The sequence below is a fragment of the Pseudomonas fluorescens genome (assembly GCF_000968015.1).
In the GTDB taxonomy this organism is placed as follows: Bacteria; Pseudomonadota; Gammaproteobacteria; order Pseudomonadales; family Pseudomonadaceae; genus Aquipseudomonas; species Aquipseudomonas fluorescens_W.
In genome coordinates, this window is record NZ_LACH01000082.1 from 19,486 (window position 1) to 37,986 (window position 18,501).

Genomic DNA, 18,501 nt, shown 5'->3' on the forward strand with positions numbered 1-18,501 from the left:
CTGGCTCTACCGTGTTGGTTGGCTAGCGAATTTGGTATCACGCAGCAACGCCCAGGTCACACGAGTATGCTGCCAACACGCCCCTAAAGCGGCCAGACCGCGGCCTTTCAATAGCGCCTTGAGCGCCAAAATCAGATCACCCAGACTCACCAGTAGCATATGTGAGGCTAAACCAGACAGACCGTGGTGCTTACGGAAGTACAAAAGCTCACTTTCGATTTGTAACGTGGGTAGCTGACGACTAACCGCATTGAGCTTGTCAACAGACTTGGCACTTTCACCGCCGATATGCACCACCGTGGTATGCGGGTAGTAAACCACCTTCCAGCCTGCCTGTTTAACGCGTTTGCAGTGATCTACCTCCTCGAAATAAAGGAAGTAGCGCGGATCGAACAAGCCAACCTGGTCGATGACTTCACGGCGGATCAGGTAATAGCACCCGGGCACCCAGTCGCACTCACGCACCGAAGCATGATCCCAGGCCATGTCGTCGACTCTCTTCACCGCAGGGAAAAAACGTTCAAGCCCTGTACGCCCGAGGAAGATATTCAACGGCGTCGGAAAATACCGACAGGAGGGCTGTAAATCGCCCTCTCGTCCAACCAGGCGAACGCCGAGGACACCGCAATCAGGATTAACCTCCATGTACTCGAGGGTTTTGCTCAAGGTATCCGCAGCCACAAAGGCATCGGTATTGAGGAGCAACGCATACTTGCCCTGCAGGTGTTCAACCAATTGATTATTGGCACGCCCAAAGCCAACATTATTTTCATTGGCCAGTTGTAATGCCTCTGGACAAATAGTTGCCAGACACTCCAGCGAATTATCCGCAGAGGCATTATCCACCACTAAATAGCGCGTGCGACCCACACTATTTGACTGGCGTAACGCATTAAACATCGGCTGCAACAACTCCGCTGTGTTGTAATTAACGACCAACACGTCAAGGGGAGCACTAGCCATTGGGTTGCTCGCCAAAAAAGTGTTGCGATCTCATTGCTATAAGCTTCGGTTCAAGTTCCGGGTCGTATACACCACTGCGCTGCCTGATAAGGTCAATCCACGGATAAGTGGCGCTACGCTCTTCGACTTTCGCCAACACCTCTTCCAGCGTACAAATAACCTTGGCTGGATTACCCCCAACCACGACCCCAGGCGGAACATCCTTTATGACTACAGCACCGGCTGCGACAATCGAATTCGGGCCAATAGTCACACGCGGCATGATGATAGAGCCATAACCGATAAAACAATTATCACGTATGTCGATAGCGCCGACAGAGTCAAGTTTTTTACCATAGCGCACCTCGAGCATGCCAACTACTCCATCGTGGCCGAACAGCGTGCAACACGATAAACCTACATTATCTCCAAGTCGTACTAGCGAAGGGTCAGTTATGTTGGCAGCAGGATTGATCCATACGCCTTTACCGATGGAGTATAGTCCCCCCCACCGAACCATATGTTTAGCCCAGTCATACCCGTTCGGCTTACAGAATTTTTTATAGAGCGAAGTCCCATGCCCCGTTGTTTTTGCAATATAAGCAATCGTACGTTTCAGTAGACCAATCATCCTGTCAGCCTCAATTATTTAGCGATAGACATCTGTGCCAGAGTTAGATACACCCTGATTCTTCATTACCACTACTCCAAGAGTAGACGCTTCTCTAAAGCCCAACACTCAAATAATCCACACATGCTCCCCCCTTCATGAGTATCTGCCCACCCCGGGCCCCATCTGATGGTTAAGATGATCCGCCAACCTAAGAGCAAGTTGCAAAAGAGGCATCGTGGGGTTACAGGCACCGCCTGTAGCGAAAACACTGCTGCCCGCAACGTAAAGATTCTCGACACCAAACACTTTGCAGTTTTCGTCGACCACACCAAACTCAGGCGAAGTCGCCATCCGCGTGGTCCCCATATGATGAGCATGGGGATTGAGCTTCAGTGGCAAATCGACGTCATACACACATTCTTCCAACTTGACGAAGCCCAGCCCTGTATCGGCAAAACACTTGGCCACTTCGAGCCCGATGGACTTGACTGTTTCCCTGTCTGCAAGCGTTAGCTCCCAGTGAATCTTGACCTTCCTCATCCCTAACGCATCTCGATCGTCGAGTAATGAGATGCGGCTATCAGGGTTGGGAAACTGCTCGATCAGCGTGCCGAGCACCCCATCTCCAGGGCAATCGAACTTGGCAATAAATTCAACCTTGCGCTCCGCACCCACTTCGCAAACCAGGTTCTCGAAAAAGCTCTTGATGGACGCCATTCGCCCATAGGATTTCACTTCAGCTACAAGCGTGGCCGTCACATTCCCTTTACCTGACTTGTGCTCCCTCACGAATGCATCGGTCGTGAAATACTCCTGCCGAGCATCTGTACCCTCCCCGTCTTTCAGGATGAAGTTCCCCATTTCGACGTTCAGGTGCTCCATGAAGCATCTGCCGACGAAACCATCCTTGCTTACGACACCGCCAGCTGCCAGAGACTCGCTGTTGAGCAAGTGCCTGGCATTCTCGATCGCGCCTGTCGCCAGAATGAATTGTTTTGCCGTGACTCGCTCTCGATGCAACTCGTAGTCCGAGACGACTATCGTTGCTATGCGGCCGGTCTTGCTGTCGAACTCAAGATCGACGCAATTGCAATGAATGAAGACATCCAGCCCCTCGGTCTCATTCAGTTCCCTGGCATATTTTTGTGCAAATCGCGTCGGCGGACTTAGCAGAAAACGATCAGCGTCAAAGTCGGTGCCGTCCAAAGTCGCATTGATGGCCTTGAATCCGGAGTGCGGTGGAAGATCGACAATATCCATGGCCCCCGACAGATTGCGCTCGATCTCGGAAAACGCGATGGGCCACCCGGGCACGGGCACCGGAGGGCCTACGGCAAAGTCCGACGGTTCGAATGGACGGCATCGCCCGGCCCAGTGGTTGGAGGTCCCGCCAAGAAAACGCAGGCGTGTTTCATGAGCGTAGACCTCGAGGCCTGATGAGGAGACGTTGTAGAGGTTCTGCGAGGTCGGCGAATACTCGTGCCCGCCGCCCTCGACAAGCAACACACGCCGACCATTACCGGCTAAACGCAAGGCCAGCGTAATGCCGGCTGGCCCCCCGCCTATGATGCAGACGTCATAGTGGTCGCGGAGCTCTTTCTGCGATTGGTAGTCTTTGATCATGCTTGTGTTTGCCGAAAATGCCGGGCAGGCAGCACCCATCCGTTGATGACAACAAACTCGGATTTAGCAGCAGAAGGCCGGGCAACGGCTTTGGAAAATCCGAACATGAGCCCCCCAAGGCTCAATAGAGCAGAAGCCTGGAGGAAGCCTCTGCGCCCCATCACAGAGGTATTCAAATCAGTTTCTCTCATGATTCAAAGCTCCACGACATCAAGATTACGTTGGAAATTTCAACCACACATCAAGGCCATATTTTTTTGGCGACCGCCATCAATACCTCAATGGCGACGCTGTGCCACAGCTTTGGAAACATCAAGAGAAACGGATCAAATCAAAGCCATTTAAAAAGATCCGTCAATAACTCCCCGCACAAAGCCCCCACCGCCAGCATTGGCAGCACTACCAGCTCACGCTTGAGACTGAACAGCCCCAGACGACCATTGACATAAAAAACCAGGATAAGCGTAGGAAACGTGTACAGGGCAGCGCCCCAAATCGCATATTTGACCCCGCCAATCGCCAGCAGCAGAGGCAGCAGCACCCACAACGAGACCACGCGAATAATGTTATCGATGGCCTGGTACTTGGTGAGTCCCAAGGCAATCCAGACCTGATTCGACAGCAGGTAGCGCATGGTGAAAAAAGAGAGTGAAAGAATGGCCATCATGTTGCCAGCTTCAGCGTAACGCTCATCGTACAAGATGCTGATGAGCAGTGGACTGCCGGTCAGGAACAGTCCACAGAGAAACAGGCAGGCAAGATCGAGCATCAATTTCAAGCGGTAGTACAAAGCGTGGAGCCGTGCGGTGTCATTCGTTCTTGTGGCCTCACTGAAGGCCGGCAAGGCCACGGCCCCGACTATCTTTTGCAACGCAAGCTGAACCGCTCCCAAAATCAGAACGGCAATGGAGTAAACGCCCAGCTCAGCGGGCGTCATGCTGCCGCCGAACCAGACACGATCACCGTACATGGCCAATACGCCCACTGCCGACGACAACAGTATCCAACGGCCGAAGCCGACTAATTCATCGAGCGCAGCACGCTCCCACCGCAGACGGTTGGAAGGGCCCTCAAACCAGAAATGCCCCAACAGTGTGTTGACCATCGATTGGACCAGACCTGCAATCACCAGCGACCAGATGGACCGGGTGAAGTAACCGATGGCCAGCATGACCACCAGCCCCACGACCTGAGACCCAAACTCGGTGAGTACCACTTTCTTTTGCTGGAAAGCGCGCACTGCCAGGTCCATTTTGGTCGACTGAAAGCCAACGATGATTGCCGAGAAACCGGTCACGGCCAACACCAGCGGCAACTCGGGTGCGGCGTAGGTGGAATTGGGCGACCACAGATTAATGGTCTGTGCATACCAGGCGAGGGCCGCGAGGAGAAGTGTCGAAACAAAAAGGATAAAGCCGCGCACGATCTGCACGGTCCAGACGGTATTGAGAAATGCCGGATCGTCGCCACGCGGGCTCTGGATGATGTTCTGGCGCAAGCCGACATCGGAAAGCATGTGCAGAACCAGAGAAACGGTGATGGCGATCATCATGATGCCGAACATCTCCGGCATCAGCAGACGAGCCATTATCAGGTTGCCGCCCAAGCGAAAGGCTTGAGACGTAACCAGCGCTCCCAGATTCCATGCCCCAGCAGAGATCGCTCGCTTACGAAGGCCCAACGTTGGCGACAAATCAACTAGCGACATAGCATCATCCCCCGACTCAATGGCTCAAAAGGAACTATAGTCGCGTTTGGCCATTCCACTAGCCGTCGCTCATCAATCAATAAGTCCAATCATCCATGCCTGAGCACTTCCGAGCGTTAATCGTCATTCTGGTCCTTGCTGTTGTCGTTTTTGCCATGGCACGTCGACCCGCAGCAGACCTGATCCCCGACCGTGATTTCACTCGTCGGCGCAATCTGTGGTTCGTCTTGACGCTACTGGCATTTTTTTCGCACAGTTTCTGGGTGTACGCAGGCATTGCCGCAATCGTTTTGACCTTCGCACGAAATCGCGAACGCAATCCCGTGGCGCTATTTTTCCTTCTGGTGTTTCTTATCCCGCCGTCCACCGCGGAGATTCCGGGCTTCGGCCTGATCAACTATTTTTTTGCCCTTAACCATATTCGTCTGCTGGCACTGTGTGTGTTGCTTCCGGCTTTTTTGGTTCTGCGCAAACGCGCCGACACGGTCCCTTTCGGGCGCACCTGGCCTGACAAACTGATAGCCGCCTACCTCCTGCTGACGAGCCTGCTTTTCCTGCGCGAAACCACTGTCACCGACACCTTGCGCCAAATGCTCTACCTGTTCCTCGAAGTTTTTTTGCCTTACTACGTTGCCAGCCGGGCGCTGAAGAACCTCAGCGACTTCAAGGACGCTCTGTTCGGTTTTGTCCTCGCCGCCATGCTGCTGTCGCTTATAGGTCTCTTCGAATATTCCAAGCACTGGCAGCTATACAGCGCGGTTGTCTACGCCATGGGCATGCAATGGGATCCCGGCTACTTGAGTCGCGGTGGCTCATTACGCGCCAGCGCCACGACCGGCCAGGCCATTGCGCTGGGCTTTGTCATCAGCGTGGCCATCGGCTTTTACCTGTACTTGCAGGAGGCTGTACGTAGCAAATTGCAGCGCAGCCTCGGCGCACTGTTGCTCGCCGGTGGTTTGTTCGCGCCGCTGTCGCGTGGCCCCTGGATCGGTGCAGCCGTGATCATCGTCGTGTTCATCGGCACCGGCCGTAAAGCGATCAAACGCCTGATGCTGCTGGGCGCCGCCGGTGCGCTCGCCCTTCCCTTGCTGGCCATCGTGCCGGGCGGGCAAAAAGTCCTTGATCTGCTACCGTTTATCGGCACGGTGGAAGTGGAAAATATCACCTACCGGCAGCGCTTGATTGATAACGCCATGATCGTTATCCAGCGCAACCCTTGGCTGGGTTCTTTCAATTTCCGCAACACGCCGGAAATGCAGTCCATGATTCAGGGCCAGGGGATCATCGATATCGTGAACACCTATATCGGCATAGCACTGTCGTTCGGCTTGATTGGCTTGACGCTTTTCGTGGTTTTTTTCGCCAGTGTTCTGCAGGGCATCCGCAAGGGGATGCGTTCGTTCCCCAACGAAGACGATGAGGCACGCCGACTCGGACGTGCACTTCTGGCGACACTGGCCGGGATCCTGATCACCATCGTTACCGTTAGCAGTATCACGGTCATCCCCGTGGTGTATTGGTCGGTGGCTGGACTTGGCGTCGCCTACGCTCAGATGGCACGCAGGCTCAAGCAGACTTCGACGGCCGTCACGGCGAGCGCCCACCTCCAATTCAGGTAGAACCCATGGTCCAGTTGTTTCGACGTCCCCAGATACTGATCCTGCTACTGATGTTTTTTGCTATTTGGCCGTTTCGTACCTGGGCTTCGGACTGGGTCGTCAGTGTGGATGAACGCAACGGCCTGCCAATGCTGGAGCGTGGAGGCAGTCCGGCAATTGCTACGACATTCTCGTTCTTTGGGCGCAACTGGGACTGGACGTATTTGCAGACCGAATTCAAGGTAAATACCCCTTATCGATACTCCCTTGCTGGTAAAAACAAAGCGCTGGACTTCGACTTGGCTGCGCAGATTCAGAAGCAAAACGAGCAAAAGCTGACCTGGACCTTTGCCGTGGATGCACACAGCATGAAGTCCGGCGTTTCAGGTGGCGGCATCGTCTTCGAATTCGACCCCGCTCTTTTTGCTGGAGAAATGGGCGAGCCCGCTTTGCTACCCGACAACCGCGGCTGGACCTGGGGCAATGCACAAGGGCGACGCATCGAAATGCGCTTCGAACCCGCGCTGGCGAGTGTGTACCTTGAACCGGGCAGTAAATCCGAGGTGCGTGCCTTTTTCTTCAAGAACACGATCAAACCTGGCCGCCTGGATTTCACCGCCACCTTGAGCATTTCTGGCGATGTGGCGATCGGCCCAACCACTACCGAGCGCTTCGGGTTGTCAGACCCAAAGAGCTGGCCGACAGACAAGCTCGACTGGAAAACCTCGCCGGTCGACCTGTCCTTTCTCAACGCTCAGGAAAAACCTGCAGGCAAGCGCGGCTTCATCAAAGCCTCCGGCGAGCAATTGCTATTTGCCGACAACTCTGAGGCGCGTTTCTGGGGCACCAACCTTTCGGCCTACTCGCTGTTCCAAACGTCAGACGATGCAATCAAGCTGCAGGCCAAACGCCTGTCGGCTCTGGGCTTCAACCTTGTTCGACTGCACCACCATGACTCGCCATGGGTCTTCCCGAACATCTTTGGCGACGGCCGGGTCACGCGCAGCACCCAGCAACTGAGCCCGGAATCGCTAAAAAAAATCGACTGGTGGATCAAGTGCCTGAAAGACGAAGGCATTTATGTGTGGCTCGATCTGCACGTCCAGCGAGTCTTTACTGAAAACGACAACATTTTTGGCTTCGATGAATTGCCAAAGGAAGCGGGAAATTTCACCTATCTCAAGGGCTATTCCTATGTGAATCTCACCATTCAGAAAGCCATGAAGCGCTTTGCCGAAGCCTACATGACCCATGTAAACAGCTATACCGGTCTTGCCTACAAAGACGACCCGGCGATCGCCGCCGTACTGATTACCAACGAAAACGACGTCACCAACCACTTCGGCAACGCCCTGTTGCCAGACAAGAATTTGCCGAAGCACAACCGCGTCTACATGGCAGAGGCCGAGGCTTTTGCCAAACAGCACAATCTTTCTGCAGACCAGACCTGGCGCTCCTGGGAGCCAGGCCCCTCCAAGATGTTCCTTAACGATCTGGAGCGACGTTTCAACGTCGACATGATTCAACACCTGCGTGGAATAGGCGTGAAGGTCCCCATCGCCACAACCAGTAGCTGGGGCCGCAATGGTCTGAACTCCCTGCCAGCGCTGACTGCCGGCGACGTAATAGATGTCCATAGCTACGGGGGCTCGGGACAGATAGAGAAAAACCCGCTCTACAGCGACGGCATAGTGAATTGGATTGCCGCCGGCCAGGTCATCGGCAAACCCTTGACCGTCACCGAGTGGAACAACGAGCCCTTCCCGACGCCAGACCGGCACTCATTGCCACTCTATATCGCCGGCACCGCCCGCCATCAGGGCTGGGATGCACTGATGCAATATGCCTACAGCCAGGAACCCCTGGGAGCCCAAGGGATGAGTGCCAACAACTGGCACGCCTATAACGACCCTGCAATGCTGGCCACCCTGCCCGCCGCCGCCTTGCTTTATCGCCGTGCAGACGTTCGCGAAGCAACAACGACCTACGTCTTCGCACCGACGCCAGGCACCCTGTTCAACCAAATGATCACACCGGCCAACTCCGCTCTACTGCGCACAGCCATGGAGAAAGGCAAGCTGGAAATCGCGATGCCACAGACGCCGGAATTGCCTTGGTTGCAACAGAGCGTGATCCCAGGCAATGCGAAGGAATTCCATGACCCTGACCAGTCGCTGCTGGACGCCAATGCCAGCGAGTCCACGACAGACACGGGAGAGCTGAAGCGCAACTGGAAACAAGGCATCTACACCATCAACACCCCGCGTACCCAGGCCGCTACCGGCTGGATCGGCGGCGAGTCGATCAGCCTTGGCAACATTCAGGTTCAAGTGAAGACCGCCAACGCCAGTGTGGTGGTGCAAAGTCTGGACGACGCGCCTTTGAGCCGATCGCAGGATTTACTGATTTCGTTAGGCACCCGTGCCATCCCCCAGGACGTCGACAAAATACCTTTTTACGTTGAGCCTCTCGAGGGCACGCTAACCATCCAGGCGCCGCAAGGCTTGACGCTGTTCACCCACGGCATTCTGGGGCAAATGAAGAAGCTGCCCGCGACCTACCTTGATGGCCGCTATACAATCAAGTTCGACGGATTGCAGGCGTCGAACTGGTTGTTTTTGAAAAAGGGTGTCACGCAAGCACAACCTTAGGCGATGCGCAGCCGACCTCAACTTGATGGAACAACACCTTGCGGTGTTGTTCCGCGAGGGCTATTTAAAGGGCGTCAAAATCAAACGATGGAACATAGCCTGCGCCAAGCAGATGTGGACATTTCGACGATACAAAATCATCGCTTAATAAATCATCCGAACTTTTGTAGTTATTCGTAAAAACCCCTGTGATATTTAAAAGCGTATGAGGCAAGGACGACATGCTGACTTTCTGGCTTTCTCTTTCCTTCAGCTTTAAAAGCTTGAGCGATTGCGGGCTTGAAACATTATCGGATGCCCAGATGAATGCCGACACCGGGAGGTCATATTTATTGCCAATCCCATGACCCAAGAGCCCCCGACTGTCATCCATCATGTTTTCACCATGATCCGATGAATAAAACAGGACAGATGGCTTTTTGCTTGATTTCAATTGATCAATAAGGGTGCTTAACAGCCAGTCAGTATACAAAATACTATTGTCATACTCTGCGGTGATTTTGTCTTTGAAGCTGTCTGTTGCCGGCTTGAACTTATCGAACTGCTCTGGGTATCGGCGTGAATACTCGAAATGACTACCCTTGACATGAATGAAGATGACTTTCTTTTGTGCGTCACTTTTATTGAGTATTTCTTCATATTCTGTAATCAATGCTCCATCATAGCTTCTCTCAAAATATTGACGGTATTGTGCCTCTGCAGCTATTTGTGGAATTATTCCGCCGAAACTATCAACCTCCTGTACAGACAACCAATAAGTCATGTACCCAGCTGCCCTATATATACCCACCAATGATTTGGTTGACGCAATGGCGTCCCAATCTGATATAGGCTCAAGGCTCAGCATTGAAGGAACCGCGAACGAGGTATAAGGGGCTGTCGTGCAGATCTGATTAAACTTGAAAATCCCCGCCTGCTTACCGAGATTCGGCGTAGTTTCCTTGTTATAACCATAGAGGGACCAGTTCTGCGGCCGTGATGACTCACCGATGACAAAAACAATGGTTTCTATATTTGATTGATCCGACAGGCTGGTTATTTTTACCTCAGATTCCCGACGGCGCTTGATAAGCTCCCCCGTCCCCAAATACAAATTTGCAGTAAGGGTAATTTGCGACAAATAACCTGCTGGCGTGCTTTGATCTTTTGCCAGGAGATCCATGACTGCAGATTTCCCGAAAGAATTAAGCTTGACGGTTTTATAAAAATACGCCCCATACCCCACGACCAAGGCGCTGACAACCAAAACAAAAACACCTTTGTTTTTATAGAATTCGCGCTTATGCAGGCCGACTAATCCAGCCCCATAGCAAAATATCAAAATCACCAAAACGATACTGATGGGCTGCCAATAGGTCGGCAGAAACTCGCGGGCCTCCTGAAAGTTTGTCAAACCAATAAATATATAGGCAGCTGTTAATCTCGAGTTGAAATTCAAAACCAAAAAGAGGTCTATGGCTGCTACCAAATAGAATGGCAGTAGAATGAGGTGAACCTTGAATTGATTGGATGAAATGAATCTAATTGCCAACAGCCACAACACCGACATGCCAAGGGTGTAAACGACCAATAAATCAATTTTAGAGTATTGATAGTTTGTTAGCGTTCTAACAATCAACGGCGACAACAGAAATGACCACAACACTAAATTTGGCCATTCTGCTTTAAATATTTTTAATGAGTAATCGATAACTTTGGCAGAGTTTTTCATTTGATAATTATTCTCGCAGGTTACCCATATGCCTCCTCAGAGGGTAGCTCCAATTGGCGCGTTCGCTGTATCGTGTTCGAAATATTCTCTCCTTTGGCGTTCCAAACGTAGCGAGCCTCGGCTATTAATGGTCAGGTGGATCGCGTTGTCGTTGCAATCTGCGCTTGCACAGCAATAGTGCCCAGGAAATCGGAGATCAGGATGAAATTTTTGGTGGTGGGTGGCGCGGGTTATATCGGCTCGCACATGGTGAAGCAGCTACTGAGTGCAGGTCACGAACTTGTGGTGGCAGACAATTTCTCAACGGGTTATCGCAGCGCGTTGAGTGGCGGGACATTGGTCGAACTGGATATAGCCGACGCGCAAGCCCTGGACACCCTGTTTGCGGGGCACCACTTCGATGCCGTGTTCCACTTCGCCTCTTTTATACAGGTGGGCGAATCCGTCGCTGAACCTGCCAAGTACTATCAGAACAACGTCGCCGCCACCCTGACGCTGCTCCAGGCGATGGTTCGCGCCGGGGTTAAACACTTCATTTTTTCCTCGACCGCCGCCGTCTACGGCGACCCGGTGTATGTACCCATCGACGAGGAGCATCCCAAGGCCGCGATCAACCCTTATGGTCGCAGCAAGTGGATGGTGGAGCAGATGCTTGAAGATTTCGACCGCGCCTATGGGCTGAAATCGGTCTGCCTGCGCTACTTCAACGCCGCCGGAGCAGACCCTGAAGGACAGTTAGGTGAACGCCATGAACCGGAAACCCACCTGCTGCCCCTGATCCTGCAAGCAGCCTCTGGACGGCGCGCAACCATCACCGTCTATGGCCGTGATTACGACACACCTGACGGCACTTGCATTCGCGACTACGTCCACGTTGTCGACCTCGTTGCCGCTCACGCGCTTGCTGTGGATTATCTGCTGGCAGGAGGTGCAAGCACGGCGTTCAACCTCGGTAACGGTCAAGGTTTCTCAGTACAGCAAGTGATAGATATCGCGCGCTACGTGACCGGCCAGGATATCTCTGTCATCGACGCGCCACGTCGCGCGGGCGATCCACCACGCCTTGTGGCCGATCCCCGCAGGGCCAACACATTACTTGGCTGGGAACCGCAATTTGGCTCACTTGAACAGATAGTGGCGCACGCCTGGAGCTGGGAGCAGAAGTACCCTTGGCACTGACCGTCGGCGCTAGCCAATAGCGCCGATCTCCTGCGGGTGATGCTCTAGTAGTAAGAGCGGTTTTCGGGCTCGGCTTTGTTCAACACCGTGCCAATCAGGTTGGCTGTCCCAAGATGATGCAGGCTTTCCTCGATCTCTTTCTTGCTATTCAAGCCATTAGCGACAACGAGCAGGACGCAGTCGAACCTGGGCAAGACGTTAATCACATCATCCGAACTCAACAACGGCGGCAAGTCGAAAATCACGATGCGTGAGTTGTAGCGCTCGCGCAGATCAGCAATCAAATGGCTCACTGCAGGCGATGACAACACCTCGGTGGAAAGAGGAATCGGCTCACGCGTCGGCAGGACTACAAAGCGCGGCAAGGTCGGATTGACCAGTACTTCTTGCAGTTCAGCTTCATCGGCCAACAATTCATTAAGCGATTTATCCATCGGCAGACCCAGATACTCACCCACCTTCGGACGACGCAAGTCGAAGTCCACCAGTAACGCCGTCTTGGTCGTGTGATGCGCGATACTCATTGCCAGGTTTATAGCCAACACCGTCTTGCCTGCCTCTGGAGTCGGCGAGGTGATGGCGAGCGTGCGCCAGCCATTTTCTTCCATGATCTTTAGCACTTGTGTACGCAGTAGATCGAATGCCCCGCCCATATTCGAATTTTTGTTGTAAGCCACAATACGGTGGCGCTCAAGGTGATCGGGTCGCAAAGGTACAACTTTGGTTTGCACATAACTGAGTGCATTCAGACCTGTGGACTGCGCGGTCGGTGTCATGGCTTTTGACGAGGTCTGTTGCTCGGCTTTTTCGGTATCGGGATTGAACATTTCCATGGCTATATTCCTTATGCAAACCGGCCCAGAGCTTTAAACATCAGAAGATCCAGAGGCATGTAGAGGAAGTGCAGGAGCACCAGAAAGATCGCGATTGTCGCGACTCCACAGACGATCAATAGCGTTCGCCACTTCCTGCGGCGTGCCAGTTCAGCCTTGGTGTGAATGTAGGGAATGGAAACCAATACACGTCTACCCAGCACGGCGGCCAAGGCCTGGGCACCGCGCACACGCTGACTCATCATCTCGAGGAGCATCACCAATGCGCCAGCACCCACCGGGGCAAGCAAGAAACCCATGGCAACCACTTTTTTACGGTTCGGCCGTACTGGCTTCTCGGGCATCAGCGGTGACTCCAGAAGAACAAAACGCTCGGCTTTGTTTTCCTGCTCCAGACTTTCGGAAATTTTCGCACTCATTTCCTTCGTGCGAATCTCCTCATATTTTTTACGAGCATTATCATGGTCACGCATCACCGTGACCAAGCCGCGCTCGACTTGCGGCGTCTCAAGAATTTGTGCCTCGTATTCGGCTATTTTGCTGAGTATTTGCTGCTTTTGATCGGCCAACGACTTGATACGTGCTTCTGCTGCGGAGATCCGCGCCTGGGCCTTGGCAACGTCCAGGTTGACCGACGCTGCACCATCAGCACCTTTGCCAGCCTCAAGTGCAGCAATTTTGCGTTTGACGGCACGCACGTCAGGGTGGGCTTGCGTATACAGCGACTGCAACCGGGTGTACTCGGCTTTGAGGCTAGCCAGATCCTGTGGTTTATCAACTGCCGCACCGGGTGCTCCAGGCTTGGTCGCTAGCCCGGCATTCGCGGCGGAAAGCTCCAACTCATTGAAGCGCAACTCCTCACGGGCAGTTTTGTAGTCACGGTCGACCTCCTTGAGCTCGGTTTCGGCGCGCGTCAACATATTCATGCGCAGCTCTTGATGCTCGGGCAGCGCGTTGCTGTGTGCCTGTTTGAAGTCCGCCAACCGGTTCTCAAGGGCTTCCAGTTCCACCCTGAGTTTGTCCGCCTCCTGCGTCAGGAACTCTGTCGTTTCACTGGCGCGCTCGGTGCGCTGCTTGATGTTTTCATCCAGAAACAGCGTCACCAGCTCCTTGGCAACTTTGTTCGCAATCTCTGGCTCCCTGTGTTCAAAGGAAAGACGGAAAGCAATCGTCACCTCTCCGCGCCCCTTAACGGCAGCGCTGACCAGGGAGACCACAATCGCATTGCGCATTTCTTCGATCTTCTCGGTAACGCTCAGTTGCCGACTTTGCGAAGCAAAAAGATTGTATTTGTTGATGATCCCCTCCAGATGCTCACGGGTCATCACGCGCTGGCGAATGACTTCGATGCGCTCATCGGCAAAGGTATTGTTGTTGGCCGACACCAGGTCTGGCGAAATCTGCTGAGACTCCACCAGAATCGTGCCGGATGACTCATAGGTCGGCGGGAGAGAGATCGCTACCGCTATGCACACGCCCAGTATGACCACGAAACTCACGATCAACAGCAGGGCGTGGTGCTTGATGATAGCTAGGTAGTCGTTGAACGACATTTCGTATTCAGAGGCCATATTTCTCACACAGCTGAATGTCAGAGACCGGGATAACTATAAGTCAGCATCAGCCCGACGACGTTTGCAGTGGCATCCGGCAAGCCATCTTGCTGGCGTTGTTTGTATGTGTAGGATAGGCGTGCAATCCAAAAAGGCGAGAGTTCTTGGCTAAACCAGGCACTGTAATTTTTCAGGGTATTAGGCGTCCGGCCTTTGGCGTCTTGCCAGGAGGCATCGAAACCGGTGCGCCGGGTCTCGTCGACGGCATAGCTCCATGTTCCCCTCAGGGCATCAACCTCGACGAAACCACCGTCCCCGCTGGCGAGAGTGCTACGACTGGCGTCGATGCTGGTATCAATACGCTCACCGGCATATTGCAACAATAAACCGCCCTGGCCTTTGGGCCCGCTACCTGTGCCGGAGACTTGGTTGAGACCTACGTAGGCCGTCCCCTTAAACCGCTCGGAGAGTTGGACATTCAAGCCGACCGTGGGGGTGTAGCTGTTTGAGGAAGCCACCGCAGATCCCTGCTCCGGCTCATAGCGCCTCACGCCAAGACGGGTGAACAGCTCGACCTGCTCACTCCATGCATAGTTCCAGCTGAAGCGGGTCGCCAGCTCGTCATAGTTGGTCAGTGTATTAATATCGTAAGTGACATGAGTGTAGTCAGTCTCGTTCACCAGGGTGCTTCGCTCGCTGAGAGCAGTGCTCCAGTTGCCGCCCACCAGATACATCTTTTGCGTTCCATCGGAGGCAACTACGCCGGTTTCCTGAACCACCGTGGAAAGCGTAGAGTTTTCTTCATATCTCGCCGTGAGTCCAAAAGCACCCGTTTCGGTCTCGCGCTGCCACCCTAGCTTTAACCTGGGGTCTTCACGGTCCGAAACGATGGACGTATCCGACGAACGCACGACATTTACCCCGAGACCGAACTGGAACTCATCCCGTCCGGAAGTACCCACGAGGCTGTAATCGGGGGCGATGATGGTACGGGTCACCCCCTTCTCATCACTCGTGAGCAGCAGTGGGTTGCTGTCGTACTCGACCGTCGAAGGCACTGCTATTGCTGATTGCCAAGTAGCAGCATAGGCCATGTCCGAACACGACAAAGCCAGGATTGCCGTCGCAACCCCGGTAGTTCGAAATCCAAGCAAAGTAATCCCTAGTGCCTCGCACAAGGCTAAGGCACGACCAGCGTATCGCCGGCTTTAAGTAAAAAATTGGTGGTCATGTCTTTCCCTGACATCAACTCGCTGTAGTCGACGCGCAGGATCTCTTGTCTGGCCCCATTGAGCCGCACGACCTTAATGTCGTCTTTATCGGCGAATTTGTCGAGCCCGCCCGCCATGCTTATTATCTGCAGCACTGACGTTTGACCTGACATATGCACGGTGCCGGGCTTCAGCACTTTGCCCTGGACGTAGACGAGATTACCTTCGGTGCCGGTGACGACAACGCTCACCTGCGGATCAGGTATGAAAGCCTCAAGCTTGGCAGCGATTTGCTTCGCGACAGCGGTGGCATCAAGCCCCGCCACATTGACTTGCCCTGCCAGCGGGAAAGTAATGCTGCCATCGGGGAGTACGCGTACATCCTGTTTGAGCTTGTCTTCGCCCCACACGGAAACAGATAGGTTATCTCCCGGACTCAGCCGGTAAGTCGGGTCGTTTTCGACGGCGTTGGAAATGCTGGGCCAAACAGCCAGCGCGCAAAGCACAGGTATCAATGAACGGAACATCGGGATCCCTCCGTCTCAGTAGCCATGCAAGGAGTTTAGAACAAAAAAACCTAGTCAAATCACTCTAGCCTATTTCACGCCAAAGCAACGACTAAACAGCAAACATCTTGAGCTTCTGGGCGGTCAATTCCGCCCATACAACACACCCGAAACCGGAACGTTAGTGCAAAACAGCAAAATAGTGTTATTTAACAACAGGTTGGAGCAAGCAATTCACCTCCGATGTATTTAGCGCCAATATTAACTACACCCTGCCCGCTTGAGCTGGCTCAACTGCGACACTGTCAACCTGACGATGACTACGTTTGCCAGCACAACTAATTGATATCCACACTTACAAACAAAGTATCACTGTAAGACAGACATCATCCGCAAAAACAACACATAAAGCTGTGTACTTACCCAGCCACCAGAGTGACTGTCTAAATAACCCTTATTGCCAAAACGTTAAAGACTACCTATATCTTCCGTCGGTTGGCGACCACAATAAAGCCAAACAACGCGGATGAAAATAACCAGGCTGCCGCAGAAAGCGGTACTGCATTAGGTTGGTTGACATCAGATACCCCCACCAGATTTTTATCCTGGAGAGATGAATCAATCTTGAACTGCTTAGTGTCAACCGCCGCCATTAATCCGTCACCCGAAGAAGAATTGACGGATACACCCACGCCTGAGTCAGCGTTATGAATGACACTATTAAATTTGGCAGAATGGGCGTCATCGAAGTAGACATCGGTGATCAACGAAGGCAAGCCAAGACCCTTTCCAAAAGTAAGCGACGTGCCACCCGCATGCTCTTCAAGAGCCGTGCCAAGTTGAGGACTTGACGCCTCGCCAGTGTTGCCTATGCGACTAATTTCATAGGCCAAACTGGTCGCCTGAGCACTAGCAACGACCGCACCATTCAGGACCACAGACAACAACACGAATTTAATGACAAGTGTTGAGCGCATAACACCGCCTCCTTGCGTAGGGGGTTATTCTTTTGTCGGTTGAGGAATCTCTTTCGGCTAAATTGAGCCTATAAGCACATCGCCATTACGTCAATAGCTCGTCACAATAATAAATCTGAATTTAATTTTAGGGAGGATGGCGTCAAAATAACGCCACAACAAGCACGTCAGTCCGGTGGTTTCTATTCATGTGAAATAGCTTCACACATGGGCGTCAGCCCGTATCAAGATGCTAGCCCACGACCCGGCGTAGCGCCTTGCGCCGGGCAACGAAGCACCTGGGCATTGGCATCGGCTCGACCGCCGATGACGCTTGTAAAGGCGGGGGTTTATCGGCAGCTTTCTGAAAGTACCCGGCTGACGAGAGTTTTTGACGCATGACGACGGCATGCCAGGTAAAGACTCCCCGTGCATTCCCAGTCCTGAACACTGTAGAAGTCTCGGCGCTGCGCCAGGGAATCATGCTCAACCTCCCTGGCACCCGCGCCGATCAGATCAATGCAATGCGCGTAAAAGGCATCGCGATTGAAGACAGGGTGAGTGACTGACCATTACTTCGGTTGCGCCACCGTACGCAAATAAGGTTTCACCGTCGTGAAGCCATCCGGGTACTTCTTCCTCGCGTCGTCGTCGGATACCGATGTAGGAATGATCACGTCCTCACCCGGACGCCAGTTCACCGGCGTGGCAACCGTGTGCTTGGCGTTTAACTGGATAGCATCGAGCAGCCGTAACACTTCATCGAAGTTGCGCCCGGCACTCATCGGGTAGACCAGCATCGCCTTGATCTTTTTATCCGGGCCGACAATGAACACTGAACGCACCGTGGCGTTGTCCACGGCAGTACGAGCGCCGCCACTGGCGTTCGGGTGAATCATGTCGTAGAGCTTGGCCACCACCAGATTCTCGTCGCCGATCATGGGGTAGTTGACTGCATGGCCCTGGGTTTCTTCGATGTCTTTGGCCCAGGTCTGATGGTTACCGACCGGGTCGACGCTGAGGCCGACAATCTTGGTGTTGCGTTTGTCGAACTCCGGCTTGAGCCCGGCCATATAACCGAGTTCAGTGGTGCAGACTGGGGTGAAGTCCTTCGGATGTGAGAACAGGATGGCCCACTTGTCGCCAATCCATTCGTGGAAATGGAGCGTGCCTTCGGTGGTTTCGGCGGTGAAATCCGGTGCTTCGTCGCCAATACGAATGGTCATGTGCGTTCTCCTCGCTGTGAAGGGTAGGGAAACTATCGGAACGATCCAGTATAGGAGACCTTGAAGACTTCGCTTTGCACCGCGCCGAAGGACTGGCGCCAGGGTAAATGCCCGGACCTATTGAAATGCTGTTCACTTAATCTGCGGTAACGGCGGCTGGCGGTTTCGCTCTTACAGCGAGTCACTTGGAA

At 53.4% G+C, this 18,501-nt stretch carries 15 protein-coding genes; 3 read left to right on the forward strand and 12 right to left on the reverse strand.

Features of this window, described 5'->3' with window-relative positions; genetic code table 11:
- Positions 1–6: 6 nt before the first annotated feature.
- The 5 genes from VD17_RS29455 to VD17_RS29470 all read right to left on the reverse strand — a co-directional run bounded on the left by VD17_RS29455 (position 7) and on the right by VD17_RS29470 (position 4,886).
- Complete coding sequence (locus tag VD17_RS29455) at positions 7–963, reverse strand: glycosyltransferase family 2 protein (RefSeq protein WP_046056911.1); 957 nt, start codon at positions 961–963, stop codon at positions 7–9.
- Entirely contained in the window at positions 956–1,573 is a 618-nt protein-coding gene (locus tag VD17_RS29460) for an acyltransferase (RefSeq protein WP_033056691.1), read from the reverse strand. Before VD17_RS29460 ends, VD17_RS29455 begins: the two co-directional genes overlap by 8 nt.
- Before the next feature lie 135 nt (positions 1,574–1,708).
- Positions 1,709–3,178 (reverse strand): FAD-dependent oxidoreductase, encoded by a 1,470-nt coding sequence (locus VD17_RS29465; protein ID WP_046056912.1) that lies wholly within the window; start codon positions 3,176–3,178, stop codon positions 1,709–1,711.
- Entirely contained in the window at positions 3,175–3,369 is a 195-nt protein-coding gene (locus VD17_RS32015) for a hypothetical protein (RefSeq protein WP_080932100.1), read from the reverse strand. Before VD17_RS32015 ends, VD17_RS29465 begins: the two co-directional genes overlap by 4 nt.
- Before the next feature lie 140 nt (positions 3,370–3,509).
- Complete coding sequence (locus tag VD17_RS29470; protein ID WP_046056913.1) at positions 3,510–4,886, reverse strand: oligosaccharide flippase family protein; 1,377 nt, start codon at positions 4,884–4,886, stop codon at positions 3,510–3,512.
- A gap of 95 nt (positions 4,887–4,981) precedes the next feature.
- Here VD17_RS29470 and VD17_RS29475 point away from each other — a divergent pair, with 95 nt between their 5' ends.
- Positions 4,982–6,505 carry an O-antigen ligase family protein gene (locus VD17_RS29475; protein ID WP_046056914.1) on the forward strand — a complete coding sequence of 508 codons (1,524 nt, stop codon included), beginning with the start codon at positions 4,982–4,984 and terminating at the stop codon, positions 6,503–6,505.
- Positions 6,506–6,510: 5 nt separating this feature from the next.
- Positions 6,511–9,135, forward strand: a complete 2,625-nt coding sequence (locus VD17_RS29480; protein ID WP_046056915.1) for a glycosyl hydrolase family 5 — start codon at positions 6,511–6,513, stop codon at positions 9,133–9,135.
- 64 nt (positions 9,136–9,199) lie between these two features.
- Here the strand turns inward: VD17_RS29480 and VD17_RS29485 are convergent, their stop codons facing one another.
- On the reverse strand, positions 9,200–10,846 hold the full coding sequence (locus VD17_RS29485) for a phosphoethanolamine transferase (RefSeq protein WP_046056916.1): 1,647 nt from the start codon (positions 10,844–10,846) through the stop codon (positions 9,200–9,202).
- A 201-nt stretch (positions 10,847–11,047) separates the two neighbouring features.
- Between VD17_RS29485 and galE the strand changes: the two genes are divergently transcribed.
- Entirely contained in the window at positions 11,048–12,025 is a 978-nt protein-coding gene (gene galE / locus VD17_RS29490) for a UDP-glucose 4-epimerase GalE (RefSeq protein WP_046056917.1), read from the forward strand.
- A 44-nt stretch (positions 12,026–12,069) separates the two neighbouring features.
- Here galE and VD17_RS29495 read toward each other — a convergent pair whose 3' ends face one another.
- The 6 genes from VD17_RS29495 to VD17_RS29525 form a co-directional block, all read right to left on the reverse strand.
- Positions 12,070–12,801: a CpsD/CapB family tyrosine-protein kinase gene (locus VD17_RS29495; protein WP_259674614.1), complete on the reverse strand. Its 732-nt coding sequence runs from the start codon at positions 12,799–12,801 to the stop codon at positions 12,070–12,072.
- A gap of 68 nt (positions 12,802–12,869) precedes the next feature.
- Positions 12,870–14,429, reverse strand: a complete 1,560-nt coding sequence (locus tag VD17_RS29500) for a GumC family protein (RefSeq protein WP_046056919.1) — start codon at positions 14,427–14,429, stop codon at positions 12,870–12,872.
- A gap of 20 nt (positions 14,430–14,449) precedes the next feature.
- Positions 14,450–15,505 carry a hypothetical protein gene (locus VD17_RS29505; protein WP_440130592.1) on the reverse strand — a complete coding sequence of 352 codons (1,056 nt, stop codon included), beginning with the start codon at positions 15,503–15,505 and terminating at the stop codon, positions 14,450–14,452.
- A gap of 86 nt (positions 15,506–15,591) precedes the next feature.
- Entirely contained in the window at positions 15,592–16,149 is a 558-nt protein-coding gene (locus VD17_RS29510; RefSeq protein ID WP_046056920.1) for a polysaccharide biosynthesis/export family protein, read from the reverse strand.
- A gap of 458 nt (positions 16,150–16,607) precedes the next feature.
- Positions 16,608–17,105, reverse strand: a complete 498-nt coding sequence (locus VD17_RS29515; RefSeq protein WP_046056921.1) for a hypothetical protein — start codon at positions 17,103–17,105, stop codon at positions 16,608–16,610.
- Between the two features lie 551 nt (positions 17,106–17,656).
- Complete coding sequence (locus tag VD17_RS29525) at positions 17,657–18,310, reverse strand: peroxiredoxin (RefSeq protein ID WP_033056703.1); 654 nt, start codon at positions 18,308–18,310, stop codon at positions 17,657–17,659.
- Positions 18,311–18,501 lie beyond the last annotated feature (191 nt).

What these genes read in the sequence shown, in the direction of transcription:
- VD17_RS29455 (WP_046056911.1), bottom strand. Translation starts at nt 963, where the DNA reads ATGGCTAGTGCTCCCCTTGACGTGTTGGTCGTTAATTACAACACAGCG.
- VD17_RS29460 (WP_033056691.1), bottom strand. Translation starts at nt 1,573, where the DNA reads ATGATTGGTCTACTGAAACGTACGATTGCTTATATTGCAAAAACAACG.
- VD17_RS29465 (WP_046056912.1), bottom strand. Translation starts at nt 3,178, where the DNA reads ATGATCAAAGACTACCAATCGCAGAAAGAGCTCCGCGACCACTATGAC.
- VD17_RS32015 (WP_080932100.1), bottom strand. Translation starts at nt 3,369, where the DNA reads ATGAGAGAAACTGATTTGAATACCTCTGTGATGGGGCGCAGAGGCTTC.
- VD17_RS29470 (WP_046056913.1), bottom strand. Translation starts at nt 4,886, where the DNA reads ATGTCGCTAGTTGATTTGTCGCCAACGTTGGGCCTTCGTAAGCGAGCG.
- VD17_RS29475 (WP_046056914.1), top strand. Translation starts at nt 4,982, where the DNA reads ATGCCTGAGCACTTCCGAGCGTTAATCGTCATTCTGGTCCTTGCTGTT.
- VD17_RS29480 (WP_046056915.1), top strand. Translation starts at nt 6,511, where the DNA reads ATGGTCCAGTTGTTTCGACGTCCCCAGATACTGATCCTGCTACTGATG.
- VD17_RS29485 (WP_046056916.1), bottom strand. Translation starts at nt 10,846, where the DNA reads ATGAAAAACTCTGCCAAAGTTATCGATTACTCATTAAAAATATTTAAA.
- galE (WP_046056917.1), top strand. Translation starts at nt 11,048, where the DNA reads ATGAAATTTTTGGTGGTGGGTGGCGCGGGTTATATCGGCTCGCACATG.
- VD17_RS29495 (WP_259674614.1), bottom strand. Translation starts at nt 12,801, where the DNA reads ATGACACCGACCGCGCAGTCCACAGGTCTGAATGCACTCAGTTATGTG.
- VD17_RS29500 (WP_046056919.1), bottom strand. Translation starts at nt 14,429, where the DNA reads ATGGCCTCTGAATACGAAATGTCGTTCAACGACTACCTAGCTATCATC.
- VD17_RS29505 (WP_440130592.1), bottom strand. Translation starts at nt 15,505, where the DNA reads ATGGCCTATGCTGCTACTTGGCAATCAGCAATAGCAGTGCCTTCGACG.
- VD17_RS29510 (WP_046056920.1), bottom strand. Translation starts at nt 16,149, where the DNA reads ATGTTCCGTTCATTGATACCTGTGCTTTGCGCGCTGGCTGTTTGGCCC.
- VD17_RS29515 (WP_046056921.1), bottom strand. Translation starts at nt 17,105, where the DNA reads ATGCGCTCAACACTTGTCATTAAATTCGTGTTGTTGTCTGTGGTCCTG.
- VD17_RS29525 (WP_033056703.1), bottom strand. Translation starts at nt 18,310, where the DNA reads ATGACCATTCGTATTGGCGACGAAGCACCGGATTTCACCGCCGAAACC.